The sequence below is a fragment of the Gemmatimonadaceae bacterium genome, assembly GCA_035533015.1.
In the GTDB taxonomy this organism is placed as follows: Bacteria; Gemmatimonadota; Gemmatimonadetes; order Gemmatimonadales; family Gemmatimonadaceae; genus JAGWRI01.
This window is the reverse complement of sequence record DATLUQ010000059.1, coordinates 17,939-39,857: the sequence shown is the minus strand read 5'-3', so window position 1 is coordinate 39,857 and position 21,919 is coordinate 17,939. Positions and strand designations below refer to the sequence as shown.

At 68.2% G+C, this 21,919-nt stretch carries 16 protein-coding genes and 1 tRNA gene; 11 read left to right on the top strand and 6 right to left on the bottom strand.

Going from position 1 to position 21,919, the window contains the following annotated elements; genetic code table 11:
* Positions 1 to 2,808: M14 family zinc carboxypeptidase (locus tag VNF92_12920; protein HVA58776.1), on the bottom strand; the 2,808-nt coding region annotated here is incomplete at its 3' end.
* 300 nt (positions 2,809 to 3,108) lie between these two features.
* Here VNF92_12920 and VNF92_12915 point away from each other — a divergent pair.
* Positions 3,109 to 3,192: transfer RNA gene (locus VNF92_12915), tRNA-Ala, on the top strand.
* A gap of 181 nt (positions 3,193 to 3,373) precedes the next feature.
* Here the strand turns inward: VNF92_12915 and VNF92_12910 are convergent.
* Positions 3,374 to 4,240 carry a hypothetical protein gene (locus VNF92_12910; GenBank protein HVA58775.1) on the bottom strand — a complete coding sequence of 289 codons (867 nt, stop codon included), beginning with the start codon at positions 4,238 to 4,240 and terminating at the stop codon, positions 3,374 to 3,376.
* Positions 4,241 to 4,260: 20 nt separating this feature from the next.
* Positions 4,261 to 5,382, bottom strand: a complete 1,122-nt coding sequence (locus VNF92_12905) for a NosD domain-containing protein (GenBank protein HVA58774.1) — start codon at positions 5,380 to 5,382, stop codon at positions 4,261 to 4,263.
* Positions 5,383 to 5,562: 180 nt separating this feature from the next.
* Here VNF92_12905 and VNF92_12900 point away from each other — a divergent pair, with 180 nt between their 5' ends.
* Positions 5,563 to 5,886 carry a heavy metal-binding domain-containing protein gene (locus tag VNF92_12900; protein ID HVA58773.1) on the top strand — a complete coding sequence of 108 codons (324 nt, stop codon included), beginning with the start codon at positions 5,563 to 5,565 and terminating at the stop codon, positions 5,884 to 5,886.
* A 1-nt stretch (position 5,887) separates the two neighbouring features.
* Positions 5,888 to 6,181, top strand: coding sequence for a hypothetical protein (locus tag VNF92_12895; protein HVA58772.1), 294 nt, complete (start codon positions 5,888 to 5,890; stop codon positions 6,179 to 6,181).
* An 11-nt stretch (positions 6,182 to 6,192) separates the two neighbouring features.
* On the opposite strand, the gene VNF92_12890 is transcribed toward VNF92_12895, so the two are convergent.
* Entirely contained in the window at positions 6,193 to 8,664 is a 2,472-nt protein-coding gene (locus VNF92_12890; protein ID HVA58771.1) for an ABC transporter permease, read from the bottom strand.
* A 157-nt stretch (positions 8,665 to 8,821) separates the two neighbouring features.
* Here VNF92_12890 and VNF92_12885 point away from each other — a divergent pair, with 157 nt between their 5' ends.
* The 4 genes from VNF92_12885 (at position 8,822) to VNF92_12870 (ending at position 12,926) form a co-directional block, all read left to right on the top strand.
* Positions 8,822 to 10,375, top strand: a complete 1,554-nt coding sequence (locus VNF92_12885) for a hypothetical protein (protein ID HVA58770.1) — start codon at positions 8,822 to 8,824, stop codon at positions 10,373 to 10,375.
* Positions 10,376 to 10,528: 153 nt separating this feature from the next.
* Positions 10,529 to 11,059, top strand: coding sequence for a GNAT family N-acetyltransferase (locus tag VNF92_12880; protein ID HVA58769.1), 531 nt, complete (start codon positions 10,529 to 10,531; stop codon positions 11,057 to 11,059).
* Between the two features lie 8 nt (positions 11,060 to 11,067).
* The gene (locus tag VNF92_12875; protein ID HVA58768.1) at positions 11,068 to 11,904 is read left to right on the top strand and encodes a helix-turn-helix domain-containing protein; all 837 of its coding nucleotides are present in this window, start codon (positions 11,068 to 11,070) and stop codon (positions 11,902 to 11,904) included.
* A 101-nt stretch (positions 11,905 to 12,005) separates the two neighbouring features.
* Complete coding sequence (locus tag VNF92_12870) at positions 12,006 to 12,926, top strand: winged helix-turn-helix domain-containing protein (GenBank protein ID HVA58767.1); 921 nt, start codon at positions 12,006 to 12,008, stop codon at positions 12,924 to 12,926.
* Positions 12,927 to 13,274: 348 nt separating this feature from the next.
* Here the strand turns inward: VNF92_12870 and VNF92_12865 are convergent, their stop codons facing one another.
* Positions 13,275 to 15,716, bottom strand: coding sequence for an ABC transporter permease (locus tag VNF92_12865; GenBank protein ID HVA58766.1), 2,442 nt, complete (start codon positions 15,714 to 15,716; stop codon positions 13,275 to 13,277).
* Between the two features lie 132 nt (positions 15,717 to 15,848).
* Here VNF92_12865 and VNF92_12860 point away from each other — a divergent pair, with 132 nt between their 5' ends.
* Entirely contained in the window at positions 15,849 to 16,475 is a 627-nt protein-coding gene (locus VNF92_12860) for a MarC family protein (protein ID HVA58765.1), read from the top strand.
* Positions 16,476 to 16,571: 96 nt separating this feature from the next.
* Positions 16,572 to 17,054, top strand: a complete 483-nt coding sequence (locus tag VNF92_12855) for a PaaI family thioesterase (protein ID HVA58764.1) — start codon at positions 16,572 to 16,574, stop codon at positions 17,052 to 17,054.
* A 29-nt stretch (positions 17,055 to 17,083) separates the two neighbouring features.
* Here the strand turns inward: VNF92_12855 and VNF92_12850 are convergent, their stop codons facing one another.
* Complete coding sequence (locus VNF92_12850; protein HVA58763.1) at positions 17,084 to 17,467, bottom strand: PepSY domain-containing protein; 384 nt, start codon at positions 17,465 to 17,467, stop codon at positions 17,084 to 17,086.
* A 188-nt stretch (positions 17,468 to 17,655) separates the two neighbouring features.
* Between VNF92_12850 and VNF92_12845 the strand changes: the two genes are divergently transcribed.
* Together VNF92_12845 and VNF92_12840 are read left to right on the top strand one after the other, a co-directional pair.
* Complete coding sequence (locus VNF92_12845; protein HVA58762.1) at positions 17,656 to 19,320, top strand: alpha-L-arabinofuranosidase C-terminal domain-containing protein; 1,665 nt, start codon at positions 17,656 to 17,658, stop codon at positions 19,318 to 19,320.
* A 104-nt stretch (positions 19,321 to 19,424) separates the two neighbouring features.
* The gene (locus tag VNF92_12840) at positions 19,425 to 21,911 is read left to right on the top strand and encodes a DPP IV N-terminal domain-containing protein (GenBank protein HVA58761.1); all 2,487 of its coding nucleotides are present in this window, start codon (positions 19,425 to 19,427) and stop codon (positions 21,909 to 21,911) included.
* Positions 21,912 to 21,919: the final 8 nt, after the last annotated feature.

Below are 21,919 nucleotides of genomic sequence, written 5' to 3'. Positions count from 1 at the left end.
CCCGCTCAACACACTTGCGTCACCGCCCACGTACTCGGCGAGCACACGGGTCGAATCGGCGACGCCGATGTGGAATACCTGCGCGCCCTGGTTGAACTTTATGGGAATGGTATCGGCCGCATATCCATAGAAGATGGGGCTGTCGGTGCGGGTGATCCTGGCCATCACGAGCGGCTTCTGCGCCGTCACGCCCGCGGGATTCTCGCCGTACGCCGACCGCGCGAGCCCGAAGTCGATCGGATAGTCCACCGCCTGCGCGGCAGTGATGAGCGTGCCCCCCGCATCCAGGAACGCATCGATCGCGTCCACTCCGGCCTGCCCGAATCCGCCGCTCATGTCTGGCGTGGAGCCGTACATGCCCAGGTTCCTGTACCTGGCGCTCTGTTCGTAGGGCTGCGGGTGCTTGGCCTTGGGCGCGAACACCGCCGCCCGGTTGATGTTCTGCGCCGCCATCACGATCACGTCGTAGTCCTTTTTCAGGTCGCCCTTTTCCACGCGCTCCTTGAAGATCAGGTCATACGGAATGTGGAATCGGTCGAAGGTGTAGCGATACCAGCCCAGGTCCTGCGTGCCGTTCCACTGTGAGTAGATGGCCACGCGCGGCACGTTGGCCTGATGCGACGGCACCTGCGGCAGCGACGGGAGCGCGGCCGCGGTGAGTCCGAGCGAATCCACGGTGCGCTTGGCTGCGGCGAGGTCGGCCGCGGAGCCGGTGACGATGAACGAGCCGGCGGGGAACTTCACGCCGTTGGCGGTGAACGCCGAGTCGGCCACCTGCATCGGCACGTTCTTGAGCAGGTACCGGAAGGTGATCATGTTGTTGGAGCCGTAGTGGGCCACGGCGAGGCCGGCCGTCCCGCTGCCGGCCACGGTGCCCCGCACCTCGGCCCGCTTCACGGGCGTCACCGCCGCGTCGAGAATGGACTTGTCCTCGATCTCGTTCACCGTGACGTCGAACGCCCAGCCCATGGACCAGCCGCTGTCGTCGTATGTCGTGAGCCGCGGGTCGGGAAAGATCTGCTTCTGGAGCAGGTTCTTGGCCAGACGGCCGTACGGCTGGTTGAGCTTCACCACGTACGAGCCGGCGGGAATGGTGTCCTTGCCCGCCACGGTGGTCTGCTTGAGCGTGCCCACCTCGATGCCCTGCGCGCGCAGGATGTTGACCAGGGTCGCCGCCTTGGTCATGTCCGGCGCCACCGGGATGACGTAGGCGTATGGCGCCTTGGTGTTGCCGTCGTCAATCGAGTGCTGCGTCATCACGGCGAAGTCTTCCAGCACCATCTGCGGGAACATCGACGTGAGTTGGAGCGCCGAGAGAACGCCGGTTTCCATGTAGTTGGCGTTGTCGCGGCGCGTGAAGGTGGCCACGCCATTGGCCGGCAGGGGCAGACCGCGATACCACTCGCGCGGCTGGCCGGCTCCCTGGCCGGTGGGCAGGCTCTCGCCTCGGCCACCGAAGCCGCCGCGTCCGAACGCGCCGCCGCGCCCCGGCGGCGTTGCATTGGCAATGCTGTCCGCCATCGAGTCGGCCGGAATGTCGTGGCCGGACTCGGTCTCGTACATCTCCATCATGCCGTTGTGGTTGTACGCCACCGACCCCAGGTAGCCGGGTGACCAGCCGTCCATGAAGGCGTGCGTGTACACGCCCGGCATGCCGTATTTCGTGGTCTGCTCGAGCTGGTAGTTGGCAAAGAAGGGCAGTTCGGTAAAGAGAATCGGATCGAGCGTGGGATTCTGCGGCGGACCACCGCTGTAGATGTACATCAGCGCCTCCGCCTCGTGCATGTCGTGCACGATGGGCGGATGCGCCGTGAGGTACCAATCGGTGATCGCGCGCATCTCGACCTGCGAGAGGTTGATGTCGCGATTGTTGTCGTGATAGACGTACTTGCCCCAGTAGGGGAGCCCGCCCTCCAGGCCGCCGCCCCTGCCACCGCGGCCCGGCGGGCCGGCCAACGTGGCCACGGCCGCCCCCGTGCCGCCGCCGCGTCCGCCGCGTCCGCCGCGACCACCACGCCCGCCTCGTCCGCGGCGTCCGCCCTGCGCGCTGTCAGCCTTGAGGCTGTCGGCGCGCAGGCTGTCGGCGCGCGCAACCGAGTCGGCCGGCCCGTACTTGGCCTGCATGTCGAGGCCGTGATAGAACCAGTCGACGTTGCGATCGCGGCCATCGGGCTCGGCGGCCGGCGTGACCGAGACGATCACGTTGTCGCGGATCTTGTCGATCAGCGGCGACGTCTCCGTGGCCAACCGATAGACGAGTTCCATGAGCATCTCCGGCGGCCCCGTCTCGCCCGAGTGCAGCCCGCCCATCAGGTGATAGTCCGGCTTGGTCGTGGCGATCAGCTCGTGGATCTGCGCCTCGGAGAGGCCGCGGGGGTCGGCGAGCTTAGCCAGATTCGCGCGGTTCTCCGCCAGGTGCGCCAGGTTCTCCGCGGACGAGACCCACACGACCACGAGTTCGCGCCCTTCGTCCGAGCGGCCGATGGTCTCGACCCTCACGCGCGGCGTGGCCTTGGCGAGCGCGCGATAGTACTTCACCATCTGGTCGTAGTACGTGAGCTTCTTGGGCGCGCCGATGTAGTAGCCCAGGAACTGCTTGGGCGTGGGAACGCCGGCTACGATGGGCAGGTGGTCCACGAGCGGGCTCCCGTGGTGCGTCCACGTCTTGTAGAACGCGGCGAAGTCGGGATCCTGCTGCTGGTGGGGATCCCGCGTCTCGAGCACGGACTGCTGGGCTGCGACGGTGGACGCGACGAGGCTGAGGGCGGCCGCGGCACATACAACGGCCTGAGCGAAGCGGTGTCTCATGGGTGTCGGATTACTCGGGCGCGACGCATCCGATGGGGGCGGGCCGGTCACGCGGGTGGGAGGGAGACGGTGGCAGAGGGAGGCCGAAGGGCTCGGCGGCATCTAAAGTACGCGCCGGACCGGGGCGCCGCGAGCGAAGGGCGCTCCCGCGACCCCGATGGTCCGCGGCGCGCGATAGATTGCGCCGCCCAGCGCCCGGGGGATGATGGTGCTCCTGCGGCCACGAGCTACGCTGTGCCACGAGGTAGCGAGGAGATACCTGCCGAGTGGTCGACCGGATTCCAGCATTCTTGCACACGTGCCCGGATGATGGAATTGGTAGACATGCGCACCCGGCAGGTGCGTGCTCGCAAGAGCGTGCGGGTTCGAGTCCCGCTCCGGGCACGGCCTTTTCAATGCTTGACTCGGTGTCGAGGCACGGATACCATTTCCATACCTGCCGGGTGCGCTGTAACTGCGAACGCCCGCCGCTCTTTGCGGCGGGCGTTCGCCGTTGTGGCGTCGGGCCAAGGCCCCCTCAGTTCCTCGACTTCGAGCCCTGGCGCGCCGCGCGGGTACCGCCGATTCAGAACCCCCAGGCGAGGTGCAGCGCCACGCCCGTGCTCGCCATGCTGAACTGGTTGCCGTCCTCGCCGCTCCGTTCGTGCTGCGCGAAGCTCGTATAGTGCAACGCGGCGCCGGCGTGTAGCCGCGACGCGAGCGCGATGTCCAGCCCCGCGTTTCCGTCCAGCCGGCGCTGCCACAGCCGCACGAGCCCGCCCTCGTAGCGCAGCGACGAGACCCACGGCAGCCCGCCGCCGCCGGCCCCCACCCGCAACTCGACGCGCCCACTCAGTGGGAGGTGAAGCTCGGCTCCTATGAATGGCGCCGGCAGCTCCTGGGTCACGAAGTCTTCCTTGGTCTCGTGGCCCACCGTGGTGGGCGCAAGGGTGCCCTGCAGCCGGAAGTTGAGCAGCGTCGCGTCGAGCCCGGCGCGGCCCACCAGCTCGCCGCCCGCGCCCACCCGCGCAAGGCGGCGCTCGTAATCCACCACCACGCGCAGAAAGTCGCCTGCCTCCGTTCGCGTATTCAGCACGGTGCCACCCTGCAGCGTCGAACCGTTGAAATACACGGACTGGCCCAGCACGGTGCTGCCCCGGAGCGCGGTACCGGCAACGCTCACGCCCACCGCGCCGGCGCCGGCCGGCACGGTGAGCGTCATCTCCACGGTCGATGCGACGTGGACGCCAAGGTCCCGCGCCAGCGAGAGCCGAGTGCCGGCAATGGCGTTCTCGCGAACCTGCACCCAGCCCGTGGGCCGGGCCAGTTCGTAGCCGGCGGTCAGCGTCCACGGCGCCGGCGCCACGGAATCCGGCGGCGTGAGCTGCGCCTGGAGAGGCGACAGCGGCACGAGCGCCGCGCAGGCAAGGACCAATCTGGAACAGGCGATCATCCTGCCATCTCGGTAAACCCTTAGTGCGCTTGGGTCTTCACGGCCACGGAAGGCGCGAACGTGTTGCTCCCGAGATCGGTGAGCGGGTCGACGTTCTGTGAGATGATGCCGACCTTCTCGTCGCTGATCGTATTGCCGGTGACGACCGTGTTCCGGATGGGCACGACGGAACTGTAAATGCTGATCCCCGCCGGCTGGTGATCGGCCGGGTTCATGGCGTCGGTGGCGTTCCCGGACACCGTGTTGTTCCGGAAGACGTTTCCGTCCACGTTCTGGAACTTGGCATGGCTGTGGATGGCCAGCCCGGCCAGGCCGTTCTTCGTGACCGTGTTCCCATCCACGATGTTCCCCCACGCGGCGCCGCCGGGCCCCGCGGCGAAGATGCCGATCCCCGCGCCGCCGCTGCCGCTCACGGTGTTGCGCGTGACGGTATTGCGATAGATCCCGGCCACCTCGGCCGTCGCCACCTTGGAGCTGTCCACCCAGTGCGACGCCAGCGTGATGCCGCAGTCGCTCGGATTGTCCCCGATGGTGTTGTCGCTGATCAGGTTGTCGCGCGTGGGACCGGTCTCGTCGGTGAGCAGGATTCCCCCGAGATTGTTGTGCACCGTGTTGCCGCGCACCACGGCGCCGCTCACGGTCTGCAGGTGGATCGCCTCGCCGCAGTCGTCCTGGTGCTTGGTGCACAGCGAGTCGCTCTTGCCGTAGGCGTCGTTGTGGAACAGGGTGTTGTTCTCGATCACGACCTTGGACGTGCGGAGGGCAAATATCCCTTCCAGCCCCGCGTTCTCGATCGTGAACCCCGAGACCAGCGTGCCCGCCGCGCCGCCGCCGGAGATCTGGACCCCGTTGGGCGGCGACGCCAGTCCCGCGGCATCGATGGTGGCGTGGTGCCCGATCAGCGCCAGCCGCTTGGTCACCATCAGCGATTCGTGATAGGTGCCGCTGTCCACGGAGATCGTGTCGCCGGGGCTCGCCTGGCGCACGGCGTAGCCGATCGTGGCGCATGGGGCGGCGAGGCAGTCGCCGGTGTCCTTGCCCGATGTCGAGACGTGCCGCCCGGGCTCGCGGGTGGTGCACGCCGCGACGATCGGAAGCACGAACAGGAGGGCGAGGGGCGGGGCGGAGCGCGAACGGTGCACGGGAGTTTCCCTGGGTCGGAAGTCGGCAAATAGTGGGGGGAGCGGGACGCAGCGTCAATGGCGGCACGGCCCACCCTCGCCGAACGCCCCGGCGGCATGCAGCTTATCCGGAGACAATTCCACGCCGCCGGACGATGCCCGCAGCGGCGCACTCGGCCAACCCGGGAGGGAGCGTTCATCATGATAGTCGTAACGTCGGAGTACGTCGCGGGCTACCGCGTCAAGGAAACCAAAGGCCAGGCCTTCGGGGTGGTCGTGCGCAGCCGCGGCATCGGCGGCAACATCATGGCGGGCCTGCGCTCCATCAAAGGCGGCGAGATCACCGAATACACGGAGCTCCTCGAGGAGGCACGCCGCCATGCGGTGGACCGGCTGGTGCAGAACGCCACGGCCATGGGCGCCAACGGCATCGTCATGATGCGCTTCGACTCCGCCGAGATCGGCCAGACGATGAGCGAGATCGTGGCCTACGGCACCGCAGTGGTGCTGGAAAAGGAGACTTGAAATGCTTCGCCGCGCAGTCCTGATGCTCGGCGTCGCCCTCCTGCTGGGCGCCCTGCTCGCCCTGTGGGCCAGGGTCTACGGCGCGGCGCTCTACCTGCTCATCGCAGGGTGCATGTTCACGGTGGGCATTCTGTTCGAGCGCTGGCGCTACGCGGCGCCACCCACCGCCGGCGCGGGTCGCTGGGAAGCCACCGGCGAGCGGTTCGTGGACCCCACCAGCGGCAAGCTGGTCGAGGTGTGGTTCAATCCCAAGACCGGCGAGCGGGATTACCGGGCTACGCAGGGGCAGGGGTAGCCGGGGCGCGCCTACTCGTACCGCAATGCGCTCAACGGGTCCACGCTGCTCGCCCGGCGCGCCGGCCACCACACTGCCACCAACGCCACGGCCGTGAGCACCAGCGGCACGCTCACGAACACCAGCGGATCGTACTGCTTCACGCCGAACAGGAAACTCGCAATCAGTCGCGTGAGCGCGAACGACGCCCCGATGCCCACCACCACGCCCACCAGCGCCAGCCGCATTCCCTGCGCCACGACCATGTTCTTCACCCGTGAGCCGTCGGCGCCAAGGGCGAGCCGGATGCCGATTTCCTGTGCGCGCTGCTCCACGGTGTACGCCATCAGCCCGTAGATCCCGATCGCTGCCAGCACCAGCGCCGACGCGCCGAACACGGTCATGAGCCACATGTTGAACCGCTGGCGCGACGTCGACTGTTGCACCACCTGGTCCATGGATGCGATGTCCGACACGGGCAGCCCCGTGGCCGCCCGCAGCGCCGCCTCGATCTTGCTGCTCAGCCCCATGGGCGGCGTGCGGGTGCGCACCACCCAGGCCATGGGCGACAGCCCGGAATTGAGCTGGTTCACCGCGTCGGCAGTCTGCGCCTGCGGCACGAACATGCGCGGGCCCGGGTCGCTGTTCAGCCCGTTGTCGCGGCTGTCCCCCACGATCCCGATCACCTGGCGCTCCGGGTCGCTCTCGAACTGCTTCATGACCCCGTGGCCGATGGTCATGTGCGCGCCCAGCGCGTCGCCCTTGGGCCAGAACTGCTTGGCCATCGCTTCGTTGATGATCACCACCGGCGTGGCCTGCGCGTCGTCCCGATCGGTGAACGTCCGGCCGCGCTTGATGGGGATCTTGAACACCTCGAAGTAGCCGGGCGACACGGTCACCCACGACGCCCCGCCGCTGTACGGCCCGTTGGTGAGCGGCGCGCCGGCGATGGTGAAGGGCAGCCCGTAGCCGCCCTGCAGCGGCACGCAGCAGGTGGCGCTGGCGAGTTCGACGCCCGGAATGGCCTCCACCCGCTGCATGCCGTCGCGCACCGCCAGCGCCACGGCCTCCGTGGTGGCCCACCGCTCGCCGGTGAGCGACATGCGCATCGTGAGCACGTGGCGCGCGTCGAACCCCGGGTCCACGTTGGACAGCGCGAGGTCGGTGCGGATGAGCAGCGCCGACCCCACGAGCAGCACCAGCGCCAGCGCGATCTCGGTGACGATGAACACGCTCCGCGCCTTGTTGTGGCGGAACCCCGACCCGGTGCGCGACCCTCCCTCCTTGAACGTCTCCGCGAGGTCGGTGCGCGAACTGGCGAGCGCCGGAACGAGGCCGAACACGATGCCCGTGCCGAGCGCCACGACGAGGGTGAACACGAGCACCCGCCAGTCCATGCCCACTCCCGCCCCGTGCTCCCCGATGCGTGGCAGTCCCGCGGTGTTCACGGAGAGCAGGGCCCTGATGCCCAGCGCGCCGAGCACGAGCCCGAGCACGCCGCCGGCGAGCGCGAGCATCACGCTCTCCGTGAGCAGCTGGCTCACGATGCGTGCGCGCGATCCGCCCAGCGCGGCGCGGATGGCGATCTCCCGTTTGCGCCCGGTGGCCTGGGCGAGCAGCAAGTTGGCGACGTTGGCGCAGGCAATGAGCAGCACGAAGCCCACCGCGCCGAGCAGCACGTACAGCGACTTGCGCGCGTTGGCCACGAGCCCGTCGCCCATTCCCACGGCGTAGAAGGCGCCGCCCTTGCCTATCGCGTTCGGAAAGGCCGCCGAATACTGGGCCGTGGCGTGCCCCAACTCCGCGCTGGCCTGGGCCAGGGTGACGCCCGGCTTGAGCCGGCCCCCGACGGTGAAGTAGTGTCCCTGGTCGGTGGTGTTGGGGTCGAACTGGAACGGCATGATCACGTCGGGCGTGGCCCCGAAATCGCTGAAGTCGAACTGGTCGAGCACGCCGGTCACGGTGTACGGATCGCCGCCCAGCGAGATGGACTTGCCGACGATCTGCGGATCGCGGTTGAACTGCCGCCGCCAGAGCCCATTGCTGATGACCGCGAAATGCCCGGCGTTGGGTTGGTCCTCCTGCTCGGTAAAGGGCCGGCCGACCACGGTGCGGGCGCCGAACAGCCGGAAGAAATTTGCGGAGACATCGGCCGACTTGAACTGCTCGGGAAATCTTCCGCCGGTGTAGTTCACGAACCCGGTGTTGAACGCCGCCACGTCCTGGATCACCGACGTCTGCTTCTGCCAGTACTCGAACTTGGCGGGCGACCCGGCGAGGTTCTGTCCCTGCGGCGACTTGACGCCCAACAGGACCATGCGCTCGGGCGCCGGGTAGGGCAGCGGCTTGAGCAGCACCGCATCGACCACGGAGAAGATGGCGGTGTTGGCGCCGATCCCGAGCGCGAGCGCGGCCACGGCGGCAAAGACGAAGCCCGGGCTCTTGCGGAACAGCCGGACGGCGTGTTTGAGGTCCCGAAGGATCGTCTCGATCATTGCGGTCATGCCCCGTTCGGAAGGGGGTGGGCACCAACGGCCGGCGTCCGCCTACAGTCACTTGGTAACCACGGCTACGCCGACGGTTGCCAGCCAGTATACTTTACGGACCCCCGCACAACCGCGTTCCAATCACAATCCAGTACCGGAAACCGGAGGGTCTGTCATGCGCGCTAGGCTGCTGTTGATCGGTATCGCCGCTTCGTCTCTGGCCATCGTTCCCGCCGCCGCGAGCGGCCAATACCCGGGCCGCGGAGGACGCGGTGGCGCCCCCGGCGGCGCCGCGGACTCCGCGGGCGTCCCCGCCATCGAGAAGGTCGCCACCACGCACCACACCGTGATGATCGACGGCAAGCAGATCGCCTACACCGCCAACGCCGGCACCATGGTCATCCGCGACGGCGATGGGAAACCCAAAGCGACCGTCTTCTACATCGCCTACACCAAGGACGGCGAGGACGTGGCCAAGCGCCCGGTCACCTTCTTCTACAATGGCGGCCCGGGCTCGTCGTCCATCTGGCTCGACATGGGCATCATGAGCCCGATGCACCCGAACATGGGCCCCAACGGCAGCGAGCCGGCCCCGCCGTACGACCTGGTGGCCAACCAGAATTCGCCGCTCGACGCCACCGACCTGGTGCAGATCGACGCGATGAACACCGGCTACTCGCGGCCGGCACCGGGAGTGCCCGCCACGGAGTTCACCGGCGCCGAAAACGACATCACGATGTTCGGCCAGTTCATTCGCGACTACCTGGACAAGTACAATCGCTGGGCGAGCCCCAAGTACCTGTTCGGCGAGAGCTACGGCACCTTCCGCTCGGCCGGCCTGGTCAACGAACTGCAGGAGAACGAGGGCATCTACATGAACGGCGTGATGCTCCTCGGCACGGTGCTCGACCTCGGCAACATCGCGCCGTCGCCCACCAACGACGCGCCCTACGCGATGTTCCTGCCCACCTACACGGCCACGGCCTGGTACCACAAGAAGCTGCCGCCCGACCTGCAGAAGCTGCCGCTCGCGCAGGTGGTGCAGCAGTCGCGCGACTACGCCTTTGGCGACTACCTGACCACGCTCGCCAAGGGCAACGAACTGACGAGCGCCGAGAAGACGGCGGCGGCCGAGAAGTTGGCCCGGCTCACCGGGCTGTCGCAGCAGTTCCTGCTCAACACCAACCTGCGCGTCGATGCCGGCACCTTCCGCACCGAGCTGCTGCGCGACCAGCGCGAGATGCTCGGCCGCTACGACAGCCGGCTCATCGGCATCAATGGCAACGCGGCCGACCAGCGCCAGGACTACGATCCCAGCGACGTGGCGCCCACGGGCGCGTTCATGACGGCCTTCATGCGCTACCTGCACGACGACCTCGACTACCACACCGACCTTCAGTACTACATCGGCGGACACACCGGTCGTTGGGACTGGGGCCCGGGCGGCTACGCCGGCTACCCGAGCGAGAGCCAGGAGCTGCGCCTGGCCATGGCCAAGGACTCCACCCTGCACGTGTTGGTGGGCGCCGGCTACTACGACATGGCCACGCCGTTCGCGAACGCCGAGTACACCTTCCGGCACCTGGGGTTCGACCAGACTTACTCGGATCGCGTGAAGTTCGATTACTACGAGAGCGGCCACATGGCCTACCTCAACCAGACGTCGGCCAAGCAGCTTCAGCAGAACATCGAGAAGTTCATCGACTCCACGAAGCAGGGCGGCAAGTAGAGGCCGTGAACGATCCGCGGCGCCGGTGAAGCAGGCGGCCGGGGGCGGATGCGATACGCCGGGGGGCCTTCGGGTCCTCCGGCGTTTCACGTTGGGGCTCGCGCCGCGCGCCCCGCCATACCAGATTCAGTAACGGCGCCGTTCCAATCCCTCATGACTCTCGACTCGTTCACCACACCCCGCCTCCACGCCGAGCGACTCGTCCCGGCGCATCTGTCGGAAATCCGGCGCATGCACCAGGACGCGCACGTCATGGCCACGCTCGGCGGCGTGCGCACCGAGGAACAGACGCGCCGCTACCTGGAGCAGAACCTGGAGCACTGGGAACGGTACGGGTTCGGGCTCTGGATGGTGCGCACGGCCGCGCGGGACGCGATCATCGGGCGCGCCTGCGTGCGCCACCTCGACGTGGAAGGCGCCGCCGAGGTCGAGATCGGCTACGCCTTCTACCCCGATTGGTGGGCGCAGGGCCTGGCCACGGAGGTCGCCAACAAGTGCCTGGTCATCGGGCGGTTCGAACTCGGCCTCGACTCGCTGGTCGCGGTCACGCTGCCCACCAACAACGGGTCGCGCCGAGTGATGGAGAAGGTGGGCATGATCTTCGAGCGCGACGTGATACACGCCGGAACGCGCCACGTGTTGTACCGCACGGGGCTCCGCGGCCCGCGCCGGTCCTGGCCGTAGCGGCCCAGATGAAGCCGACTCCGCGGCTGCCGCTGATCGTGGGATACGTCGCCAGCCACGCGGAACGCGCCCGGCTCACGGGCGCGTTGCGGGGCTGGGCGCGCGCGCAGTGGGCCGAGTCGCTGGCCGAGGTCGTTGCCGCGGTCCGGCGCGCCAAAGGGGCGGCGATCACGGTGATCCTGGCCCCCCGGGACGGCGATGGGCACTCGGCTGCGCCAATCGTGCGCGAACTGCGGCGCATCGCCCCATCCGCGGCGGTCGTCGCCCACTGCCACACGGGCCTGGCAAATGCCGCGGGCATCCGCCAGATGGCCGAAGCCGGCGTCCACGAGTTCCTGTTCGTGGGCGTGGACGACAGCCGCGTCGCCCTGCGGTCGGTGGTCGCGGCGGCGCAGCGGGCGTGCGCGGCCGACGCGGTGCTCGACGCGCTGTTGCCCGTGCTCCCCGCGGCCATCCGCCCGGTGGCGGAGTACTGCGTGACGCACGCGGCCGAGGCGCGTTCGGTGGACAGCGTCGCGTCGGCGCTCGGCGTCCACCGCAAAACGCTGCGCAATCGCTGCGTGGCGGGCGGGTCGCCGTCGCCCGCAAGATTGATAGCCTGGTGCCGGCTGATGCTTGCCGCGCAGCTTCTGTCGAGCACCGGCCAGACGGTGGAGTGGGTGGCGCTGGAGATGGAGTACCCGTCGGATAAGGCCCTCCGCAACGCGATGAAGCGTTATACGGCCTTGCGGGCGAGCGAGGTGCGCCGTCAGGGCGGGCTGCGCTGCGTGCTCGACCTGTTCGTCCAGCGGCTGCGCCCGGCGCCGAGGGCGGCACAAAGCCGGGCTGCATTGCCCGCTCTGTAACCCTCCCGCGAAGTCCCGGCCGTAGATTCGCTCCGGTCACCACCCGCCGCCGGCTTCGGGCTCTCCCCAATTGTTTGCGGGATGACGCTCACCCATTCCGCATGAACCATCGCCGCAAGTCTGCCCATAAAGCGCCCGAAGCCCCGACGGTGCTCGTCATCGGACGGGTGCGCGCCCGCGTGGCGATGATCCAGCGGGCGCTCGAGCGTTATGGCATTCTCACGACGACGTTCGCCTGGCGGGCTCCGGCGTCCGGCCTCTGGCGGCGCGGAGCCAAGGCGCCGCACGCGATCGTCGTGGACGTGCCGTCCGCGGTCACCGCCGACTACGTGGAGACCCTCCAACGGCTGCGCGACCGCTGGGAGCTGGTGCCGCAGATCGTCGTCACCTCGGCGGCCGGCCCGTCGGTGCTCACCAGTCTGCTCGCCGTGGGCGTGGACGACTTCGTGTCATCGGACCGCGCGTGGGCGGAGCTGGTGGTACGGCTCCGCCGCCAATTACGGCGCGCGTCCCCCCTCATCCTGCCGATGCCGGCGGGTCCCGAAGGGATGCAACTGGACGGGACGCGCCGGACGGTGGGTGCCAACGGCCGGCGCGTGACGCTCACGACGCGCGAGTTCGCCGTGTTCCGCTGTCTGGCAGACGGCGGCGGCACGACACTCTCACGCGCAGAGATTTTACTCCGCGTGTGGGGCGACGGCGACGATCGCCCGTCGTCGACGGGGATCGTCGGCGTCTATGTGCTGTACCTGCGGCGCAAGCTCTCCAAAGTGGGGCTTGCGCACGCTCTCAGAACCGTGAAGGGCGAAGGGTACAGCTTTCAGGCGCCCGGCGACTACTGGGCGCCTGCCCAACCGTCAGCGGCGACGCCCGGCGGCGCGGGCCGGACCCGTGCCGGTGATCTTCATCCGTCCACCGCTCTTGGCGCCCGCGGTGCGCGTGATGATCACGTCGACATTGCGCCCGAGGCGAAGCAGGATGCGAAACAGGCGGTTCGCCGAGAAGCCCTGAAGATGCCCTGACATCACGAGGGACATCTGGGATTGGGCCTCGCGCGCGACGGCCGCAGCGGCCGTCTGGGTCAGTCCCTTTTCGGCGATGACCTTCTTGATTTCGTCGGCCAGGCGGGCCTTGGAGAGGACCTCATCCGAATGCGCGCGGGCTTTGGAGGTACTGCGTTTGCGTGGGGTCACGGTGGGTTGGGAGACGGATCAGTCGGTGAGGGGGCCGGGTAAGTGCGTGTCGGGCGCTCCGTGGACCACTCACCAAGCCGGCCCGAAGATCGCGGCGCACGCGCGTCGTGCAACAAAGTTAGAATTTTTTAATCCAGAGGGCAACAGGGAGAAAGAAACTTTCTCGGCCGGCTGTGTCTATTCCTGCCTCAGAGCGCGTACCGGGTCCAGCCCCGCGGCGCGCCTGGCAGGAATCCATATGGCTCCCATGGCTACGCCGACCAGGACCACGGGGACGAGCACGAACGTGAGCGGGTCGAATCCACTTCCCAAGTATAACTGGCCTCGAATAATCTGCGCCACACCGAACGCGCCCGCCAGTCCGACCCCGGTGCCCACCAGAACCAGGGTCAACCCCTGCTTCATCAGTAGTCGGACGACGGCGCCGCCCGCCGCCCCGATGGCCATCCGGATGCCGATCTCCCGCGTGCGCTGCGCCACCGAATAGGCCATCACCCCGTACATACCCACTGAAGCCAGGATCAGCCCCAGCAACCCGAAAATCCCCAGTACCCATCCGGTGAGCCGGGCCGGGAGCAGCGCGATGCCCAGGTGGCTCTCCATGGACCGCACGTCGCTCAGCGGCATGTCGGCATCCAGCGCGGCCACTTCGGAACGGAGCGTGGGCACCACGGCCAACGGGTCGCCGCGGGTGCGCAGCACCAGGGTCATACCGAATTCCCAATCCTGGGCCTGGGCGAAGTACATGTAGGGCGTGGGCGGCTCGCCCAGCCGGTCGTACTTTCCCGTTGGCACGACGCCGATCACGGTGTGGTCGCGCCCGTGGACGTGGACGGTCTTGCCGAGCGCATCCTGGCCCGGCCAGAACCGCGTGGCGAACCGCTCATTCACGACGATGGCCCCCGGTGACGCGCTATCGTCCTGCGCCGTGAAGCCGCGCCCCTCCAGCAGCCTGGTGCCCATGGCCCGGAAGTACCCGGGCGTGACCGAGACGTTCTGGATCGACATGTTCTCGTTCTTGGCCGGCGTGTAGCCCGGGATCTGGACGCCGGAGTCGCTCTCCCCGAGGTCGAGCGGCAGTTCCGACGTGAACCCCACGGCCGTCACGTCGGGATCGGACGCCAGCCGCGCCGTGAGTTGCCGGTAGAATTCTTCGGCCCGCGGGCGCGTGTACCCCTGGATCCCGGGATCGAGACTGGCCACCAGCACGTGGGCGGAGTTGAACCCCTTGTCGACGTTCGTGGCCGAGTTGAGGTTGCGCAGGAAGAGCCCGGCGCACACGAGGAGCACGATGGACAGCGCCATCTGCGCCACGACGAGCACGCGCGTGGCGCGCGACCGGGACTCGCCAGCCGCCGATTCGCCCTTGAGCGCGGGAATCATCGACGGGCGCGTGGCCTGGAGGGCCGGGGCGAGGCCGAACAGGAATCCCGTGGCCACCGTCACGCCCAGCGTGAACAGCAGGACGATCGGACTCACCGAGAGCCCGGGGCGGAAGTCGATGTCCATGGGCAGGGAGACGCGATTGGCGAGGCCGATGGCCCACGAAGCCACGCCGAGCCCGGCCACTCCCGAGACCACCGCGAACAGCAGGCTCTCGGTGAGCAACTGGCGCACGAGCGCCGCCCGGCTCGCGCCGAGGCTCAGGCGGATGGCCATCTCGCGGGCGCGGTCGCGCGCGCGGGCCAGGAACAGGTTGGCCACGTTCACGCACGCGATGAGCAGCAGGATCGCCACGACCGCCATGACGACTGACGACAGCCCGACCTCGGCGCCCTTGAGCGTGGGATGGAGGCCGGCGTCGGCCTGGCGCACGAGAAAGATGCCGGAATTCTTATAGTCGTCGGGATGCTCCTGGAGCAGGCCGCGCAACACCACCCCCAGCCGGTCGTTGGCCCGCGCCACGGTGACGCCCGGCGCGAGCCGCGCCACGACGTTGAGAAAATTGTCGCCGCGCTCGGTGAGCAGATCGCCCTCCCCCGGGCGGAGCTGGTCGATCTGGGTGAGCGGGATGTACACCGCGGGCGACACGATGGGGATGGCGCCCTTGAAGTCCCGCGGCACGATGCCGACAATCGTATACGCCTGGCCGTCGAGCACCACCGACCGGCCGACCACCGTGGGGTCCCCGCCAAACAGGTTCTGCCAGCCGTCGTAGCTGAGCACGGCCACGGCGTGCGCGCCCGGGCCCACGGCTTCGGCGGGAACGAAGGTGCGCCCGCGAAGGGGGTTCACGCCGAACACCGAGAAGTAGTTGGCCGACACCGCAGTCCCGAACACCTGCTGCGAGCGCCCCCCTGAGGACAGACTCACCCGGACGAACGCCCAGGCGGCAACACCCGAGAAGACGTCCGTGGTCCGATCGCGCAGATCCTGGTAGTGGGGGACGGAGTTGGACCCGAACTTCTGATCGCCCGGCCATGAGCGGTAGAGCTGCACCAATTCGTTGGGCGCGCGCACGCCCGGCAGCGGCTTGAGGAGCAGGGTATCGATGGCCGAGAAGACCGCCGTGTTGAGCCCGATGCCGAGGGCGAGCGTTATGACGACGATGGCGGTGAACAGCGGACTCTTGACGAGAATCCGGCGGGCGTAGCGCAGGTCCTGCAGCAAGCTGGGCATGGGCGGCTCGGGGCTGGCGGGGTATGGCCGTGGCGCGCGGCCGCTGGGACGGCAGCCGGTGAGAGGCCCTACGAATCGGCTGGCCACGAGTTTCGCGCGCCTGGACGTTGTAGATTCCGCGTCTGGCCGCTTATGCGAGAACTCGCTCAGTTCGCCCTCATCACCTTCACGTCGATCCTCTTCATCGTGGATCCGATCGCGGCCGTGCCGTCGTACCTCGTCATTACGCAGAACGAGACGCCGGTGGAGCGGAAGCGCACCGCATTGCGCGCCTGCGTAGCCATGGCACTGCTCCTCGTCGTGTTCGCCGCTGCCGGACGGTTCATCTTCGACGCGTTCGGCATCACCCTGCCGGCGTTCCGCATCGCCGGCGGGCTGATCCTCTGGCTGGTAGCGCTCGACATGGTGCGGGCAAAACGCAGCACGCACGAAGGCCAGGAGGAACTCAGCGAGGGGCAGTTGAAGGAGGACGTCGCGGTCACCCCGCTGGCGATTCCAGTGCTCGCCGGCCCCGGCGCGATCTCGACCACCATGGTGCTGGCCGGTGAGATCCGCTCGGTGAGCCACGGCGTCGTGGTCTATGGCGCGATCGCGCTCACCGCGCTCGTGTCCTACGTGACGTTGCGCCTGGGCGAGCGGCTGATCGCACTGCTCGGCCAGACCGGCATCCGCGTGATGACGCGCATCATGGGACTCCTGCTGGCGGCGGTGGCGACACAATTCATCATCACGGGTGTGAGGGATAGTTTTCTGAGATGACGAGCGGTGGGACGCTAGGAGAGTAGGAGAGGAACAACGTTCTGCAGTTATCCGTCCTACTGTCCTACTGCCCCACTGTGCTACCATCATTCAATCATGCCATCAGACTCCGCCCCCGCCATCCAGGACTTCTACCCCGATGATTTCGCCCACTGCTACGGCTGCGGGCGGCTCAATGCGCACGGCATGCAACTCAAGTCGCGCTGGGACGGCGACGGGCCGGACATGGTGGCGCGCTACACGCCGCGGCCCGATCAGATCGGAGTGCCCGGGTTCGCGTACGGCGGGCTCATCGCGTCACTCATCGACTGCCACGCCATGGGGACGGCCGCCGCGGCGACCGAGCGCGCCGCAGGCCGCGCGATGGGCCAACGGCCCGCGCCGCGATTCGTCACCGCGGCGCTCAACGTGCAGTACCTCAAGCCCACGCCCGCCGACGCCGAGTTGGAGATTCGCGCCCACGCGCGCGAGATCGGCGAGCGCAAGGTGGTGGTCGAGGCGACGGTGAGCGCGAACGGAATCGTGACCGCCCGGGGCGAGGTCGTGGCGGTGCGGATCCCTGATACGATGAAGCAGTAGCGCCGGCCGAGGCCGGCGCCGCTGCCTGCCTATCGCGCGCCGCCGCTCTTCTTCCTGGGCGCCGCCTTCTTCTCGGCCGCGGCTTCCTTGGCTTCGTCGGCACCGGACTCGTGGCCGATCTTGCCCACCTGCTTGCCGGTGATCGCGTCGATGTTGACCTCGTCGATGCCATCCTTGCCCGGCGTCTTCATGTCGAACGAGTAGATGAGCTTGCCGCCCTCGCGTTCGAGTTCCAGGGCATCGATCGTGGCGGCGGGCACCAGTTTCCGCGCCATGGCCGCGGCGTCGGTCTCCTTCACCTTCGCGCGCTTGAGCAACGCGGCCGGCACGTCGCGCTTGTAGGTGGGCTGCTGTGCGCCGGCGGCCGCGAATGCGGTGACGGCAAGGGCGAGGGCGATCGACATCGGTTTCATGAAGTCAGACTCCGGCTGTGAGGGGGATGCGGCGCGAGCGAGGGCACGCGCACCATGTCATGAAGAGTAGGCGGGGCACCTGTCGTGCCGATGACGCGCGCCCTTGATCTTGCCGCTCGCCGTGGCCACGATTGCACCGTCCTACCGTCCTACCGTCCTACCGTCCTACCGTCCTCCTGGTCCATCCCATGGCCGACATTCCCCGTCGCGAATTCCTTCGCTCCGCCGTGGCCGGCGGCGCCGCTCTGGTGCTGCCGAAGTTCAGCCCGATGGCCGCGTTGCTCGGCGAGCGCCACCGGTCGGCGCTCGCCGACTCCCACATCGAGATACGGCTCGACGAGCCGATCGGCACGATCGCGCCTGAGATCTACGGCCACTTCACCGAACATCTGGGCGGGGTGATCTACGACGGCGTGTGGGTGGGGGAGAACTCGAAGGTTCCCAACATCGGGGGCGTACGGAAGGCGCTGGTCGACGCCATGAGGCTCATCAAGCCGAGTGTGATCCGCTGGCCAGGCGGCTGCTTTGCCGACTCGTATGACTGGCGCGACGGCGTGGGCCCGCGCGACCAGCGGCCGACGCGCACCAACTTCTGGGCCGACGACCCGGGGTTCAAGAACGTGGCGGGGGGGCCGGCCAAGTACGACCCCAACACCTTCGGCACGACGGAGTTCGTGCACTTCTGCCGGCTGGTGGGCGCGCAGCCGTACATGGCCGCCAACGTGCGCACGCTGCCGGCTCGCGTGTTCGACCAGTGGCTGGAATACTGCAATTCGCCGGCCGGCACGACCACCTGGTCCGGGGTGCGCGCCGCGGCGGGCGATGCCCAGCCATACGACATTCGGTATTGGGGCGTCGGCAACGAAGCGTGGGGGTGCGGGGGGGACTTCACCCCCGAGGAGTACGCCGAGGAGTACCGGCGGTTCGTGACTGCGTCGGTGCCCAGGTTCGGCGTGGATCTGCGGACCATCGCGTCGGGCCCCAGCGGCGCCGACGTGGACTGGACGCGGCGCCTGATGGGCGCGCTGGCGGAGCGGGGCGCCCTCGACAGCGTCTGGGGGTTGTCGGTGCACCACTACTGCAGCGCGCCCGACGCCGGCGCCGACGCGGTGGCGTTCGACGAACGCGGATGGTACGACCTGCTGGTGAGCGCCGACCGGATGGAAAGCGTGATCGGCACGGTCTGGCAGACCATGCACGAGGCCGATCGCCGCCACGCCGTCAAGCTGGTGGTGGACGAATGGGGCGCCTGGCACAAGAGCGCACCGATCGCCGACCCCAGCCACCTGTTCGAGTCGCAGTCCACCATGCGCGACGCGCTGGTGGCCGGGCTCACGCTCGACATCTTTCATCGGAACGCCGAAAAAGTCGCGATGGCCAACGTCGCCCAACTCATCAACTGCATCCAGTCGGTGTTCCTGGCGCACGAGGACAACTTCACGGTCACGCCGGTCTATCACGTGTTCGCGATGTACGCCGCGCACCAGGGCGCGCAGTCGGTGCGCACGCTGGTGTCGGCCCCGCGCGTGTCGTGGACGGCGAAAGACGGCAAGCCGGCGACGTTCTGGGGGCTCAACGGCTCGGCGTCGGTCAACGGGCGGGAACTGACCCTCACGGTGACCAACAGCTCGATGACCGAGCCACGGGAGACGGAGATCGTGGTGCGGGGCGCGGCGGTGCAGGCCATCCGCGCCACGACGCTCACCGCTCCGAGCGTGCACGACGTGAACAGCTTCGACCATCCGGACGTGGTCCGGCCGGTCACGGCCGACCTGGCGATGAGGAGCTCGCCGCTGGTGTACAGCTTCCCGTCGGCATCGGTGACCAAGTTGACGATGACACTGGCGGGCTGACCGGGCGGCAGCGCGGCGCCGTCCCTAGCGCGGGCCGTGCACCGGGTGTCATTTATCGACCGACTGCCCGGGATATCCTCGCCGCTCTCCATTCGGATCGTTGCATGCCGCGCCTTCCTGCTTGCCGAGTCTCGCCACGCGCGTTCGTGCTCGGCCTCGCGCTCGCGTCCCTGGCGCGCGGGGTCGGGGCGCAGGGCACCGCAGCCGACTACCAGCGGGCCGCCGGCCTCGATGCGCGGTACGAAGGGCTCGCCCTCGACTTCATGGATCCGCCGCAGTGGATCGCGGGTACGGATCGGTTCTTCTACCGAAGGTCGGTAAAGGGCGGGCACGAGTTCGAGCTGGTGGATGCCGCCACCAAGGAGAAGCGCCCCGCATTCGACCACGCGAGGCTCGCCGCGGCCCTGTCGGTGTCTCTCGACACCACGATCACCGCCGTCACGCTGCCGTTCATTCGCTTCACGTTCCAGGACGGTGAGCAGGCCATCGAGTTCGTACGCGGCGGGTTCACCTGGCGGTGCACGCTCGCCGATTACTCCTGTCGCAACACCGGGCCGGCGCGGTTCGGACGCGGCGGGCGCGGGGGAAGGGGACGGGGGCCGGGGCCAGCGCCCGCGGTGATCCCGGGAGCGGGCGGCGGGGTGAGCCCGTCGGGTTCGCCGTGGGCGGCCGATGCGGCGAGCGCGGCCGACTCCGTCCCCGACGAGGGCCCCTGGAACACGGAGTGGGCGTCGGAGGAGCAGGCGGAGGCCCAGCAGGCGCCGAGCCTGCGAGAATCGCCCGATGCGCGGCGGTCGCCCGACGGGAAGTCCGAAGCGTACATCTGGAACTACAACGTGTACGTGCGGCCGGTGGGGGCGTCGTCGGGCACCGAACTCAGCTACGACGGCTCGGAGGGAAACTACTATTCCTTCCTGTCCATCCAGTGGTCGCCCGACTCGCGCCGGCTCGTGGCCTACCGGGTGGAGCCCGGCTACCACCGCGAAGTGCACTACGTGGTGTCCACGCCTCCGGATCAGCTGCAACCGAGGGATTCGGTGCGCTTCTACCAGAAGCCCGGCGACCGGCTGGACGTCCGGCGCCCCGTGCTGTTCGACCTCGCCACCCACCGGCAGATCGCGGTGGACGACGCCCTCTTTCCGAACGCCTACGCCATCACCGGCGCCGAGTGGTGGCACGACGGGCGAGCATTCACATTCGAGTATAATCAGCGTGGCCATCAGGTGTACCGCGTGATCGAGGTGGACGCGGCCACCGGCAAGGCCCGGGCGATCGTGGACGAGCATTCCGACACGTTCATCGACTATCCGCGCATGAGCGGCAACATCACCGACTCGGGGCGCCAGTTCCGGTACGACCTGGGCGACGGGCGGCAGATGATCTGGGCGTCGGAGCGCGACGGCTGGTGCCACCTGTATCTGTACGACGATGCCACCGGCACGGTGATCCGGCAGATCACCAAGGGGCCGTGGCTGGTGCGCAACGTGGAGTACGTGGACACCCTGGCCAAGCAGATCTACTTCAGCGCCGGCGGCATGGACCCCGGCGAGGATCCGTACTTCCTGCACGACTACCGCATCGACTTCGACGGCACGGGGCTCGTGTCGTACACGCCGGCCAACGCCAACCACGCCGTGTCCTGGTCGGACGACCACCGGTACTACGTGGATCTCTATTCCCGCGTCGACCTGCCGCCGGTGGGCGAGTTGCGCCGCGCCAGCGACCAGTCGGTGGTGATGCCGCTGGAGCATGGCGACATCACCGCGCTGGAACGGGCGGGGTGGAAGCCGCCCGAGGTGTTCGTGGCCAGGGGGCGCGACGGCAAGACCGACATCTACGGGCTGATCTTCCGTCCCACGAACTTCGACGCGCATCGGAAATACCCGGTGATCGAGAACATCTACGCCGGCCCGCAGGGCTCGTTCGTGCCCAAGAGCTTCCAGGTGCTGAACGGCATGCGCAACCTCGCCGAACTCGGATTCATCGTGGTGCAGATCGACGGCATGGGCACGGCCAACCGGTCCAAGGCGTTCCACGACGTGGCCTGGCACGACCTGGCCGACGCCGGATTCCCCGACCGGATTCTCTGGCACAAGGCGGTGGCGGCGAAGTACCCGTCCTACGACATCACGCGCGTCGGCATTTACGGAACGTCGGCCGGCGGACAGAACGCCATGGGCGCGCTGCTCTTCCATCCGGAGTTCTACCAGGTGGCGTACTCGGCATCCGGCTGCCACGACAACCGCATGGACAAGATCTGGTGGAACGAACTGTGGATGGGGTGGCCGCTGGGGCCCCAGTACATCGCCAGTTCGAACATGGAGAACGCCTGGCGGCTGCAGGGCAAGTTGATGCTGGTGTACGGCGAGTTGGACACCAACGTCGATCCCTCGTCCACCGTACAGGTGGTGAACGCGCTGATCAAGGCGAACAAGACCTTCGATCTGCTCGAGATCCCGAACTCCGACCACACGTCGGGGGGCGCGTACGGCTCCATGAAGCGCGACGATTTCTTTGTGCACAACCTCCTGGGGGTTGAACCCCCGGACCGCAACGCGGAAGTTCTGACGTCCAACCCCATCAAGCACTGACCCGGGAT

Bases quoted from the DNA above. Each gene is read 5' to 3' on its own strand.
- VNF92_12870 (HVA58767.1), top strand. From the start codon at position 12,006: ATGAACCATCGCCGCAAGTCTGCCCATAAAGCGCCCGAAGCCCCGACG.
- VNF92_12845 (HVA58762.1), top strand. From the start codon at position 17,656: ATGGCCGACATTCCCCGTCGCGAATTCCTTCGCTCCGCCGTGGCCGGC.
- VNF92_12890 (HVA58771.1), bottom strand. From the start codon at position 8,664: ATGACCGCAATGATCGAGACGATCCTTCGGGACCTCAAACACGCCGTC.
- VNF92_12865 (HVA58766.1), bottom strand. From the start codon at position 15,716: ATGCCCAGCTTGCTGCAGGACCTGCGCTACGCCCGCCGGATTCTCGTC.
- VNF92_12840 (HVA58761.1), top strand. From the start codon at position 19,425: ATGCCGCGCCTTCCTGCTTGCCGAGTCTCGCCACGCGCGTTCGTGCTC.
- VNF92_12900 (HVA58773.1), top strand. From the start codon at position 5,563: ATGATAGTCGTAACGTCGGAGTACGTCGCGGGCTACCGCGTCAAGGAA.
- VNF92_12885 (HVA58770.1), top strand. From the start codon at position 8,822: ATGCGCGCTAGGCTGCTGTTGATCGGTATCGCCGCTTCGTCTCTGGCC.
- VNF92_12880 (HVA58769.1), top strand. From the start codon at position 10,529: ATGACTCTCGACTCGTTCACCACACCCCGCCTCCACGCCGAGCGACTC.
- VNF92_12875 (HVA58768.1), top strand. From the start codon at position 11,068: ATGAAGCCGACTCCGCGGCTGCCGCTGATCGTGGGATACGTCGCCAGC.
- VNF92_12895 (HVA58772.1), top strand. From the start codon at position 5,888: ATGCTTCGCCGCGCAGTCCTGATGCTCGGCGTCGCCCTCCTGCTGGGC.
- VNF92_12910 (HVA58775.1), bottom strand. From the start codon at position 4,240: ATGATCGCCTGTTCCAGATTGGTCCTTGCCTGCGCGGCGCTCGTGCCG.
- VNF92_12860 (HVA58765.1), top strand. From the start codon at position 15,849: ATGCGAGAACTCGCTCAGTTCGCCCTCATCACCTTCACGTCGATCCTC.
- VNF92_12850 (HVA58763.1), bottom strand. From the start codon at position 17,467: ATGAAACCGATGTCGATCGCCCTCGCCCTTGCCGTCACCGCATTCGCG.
- VNF92_12855 (HVA58764.1), top strand. From the start codon at position 16,572: ATGCCATCAGACTCCGCCCCCGCCATCCAGGACTTCTACCCCGATGAT.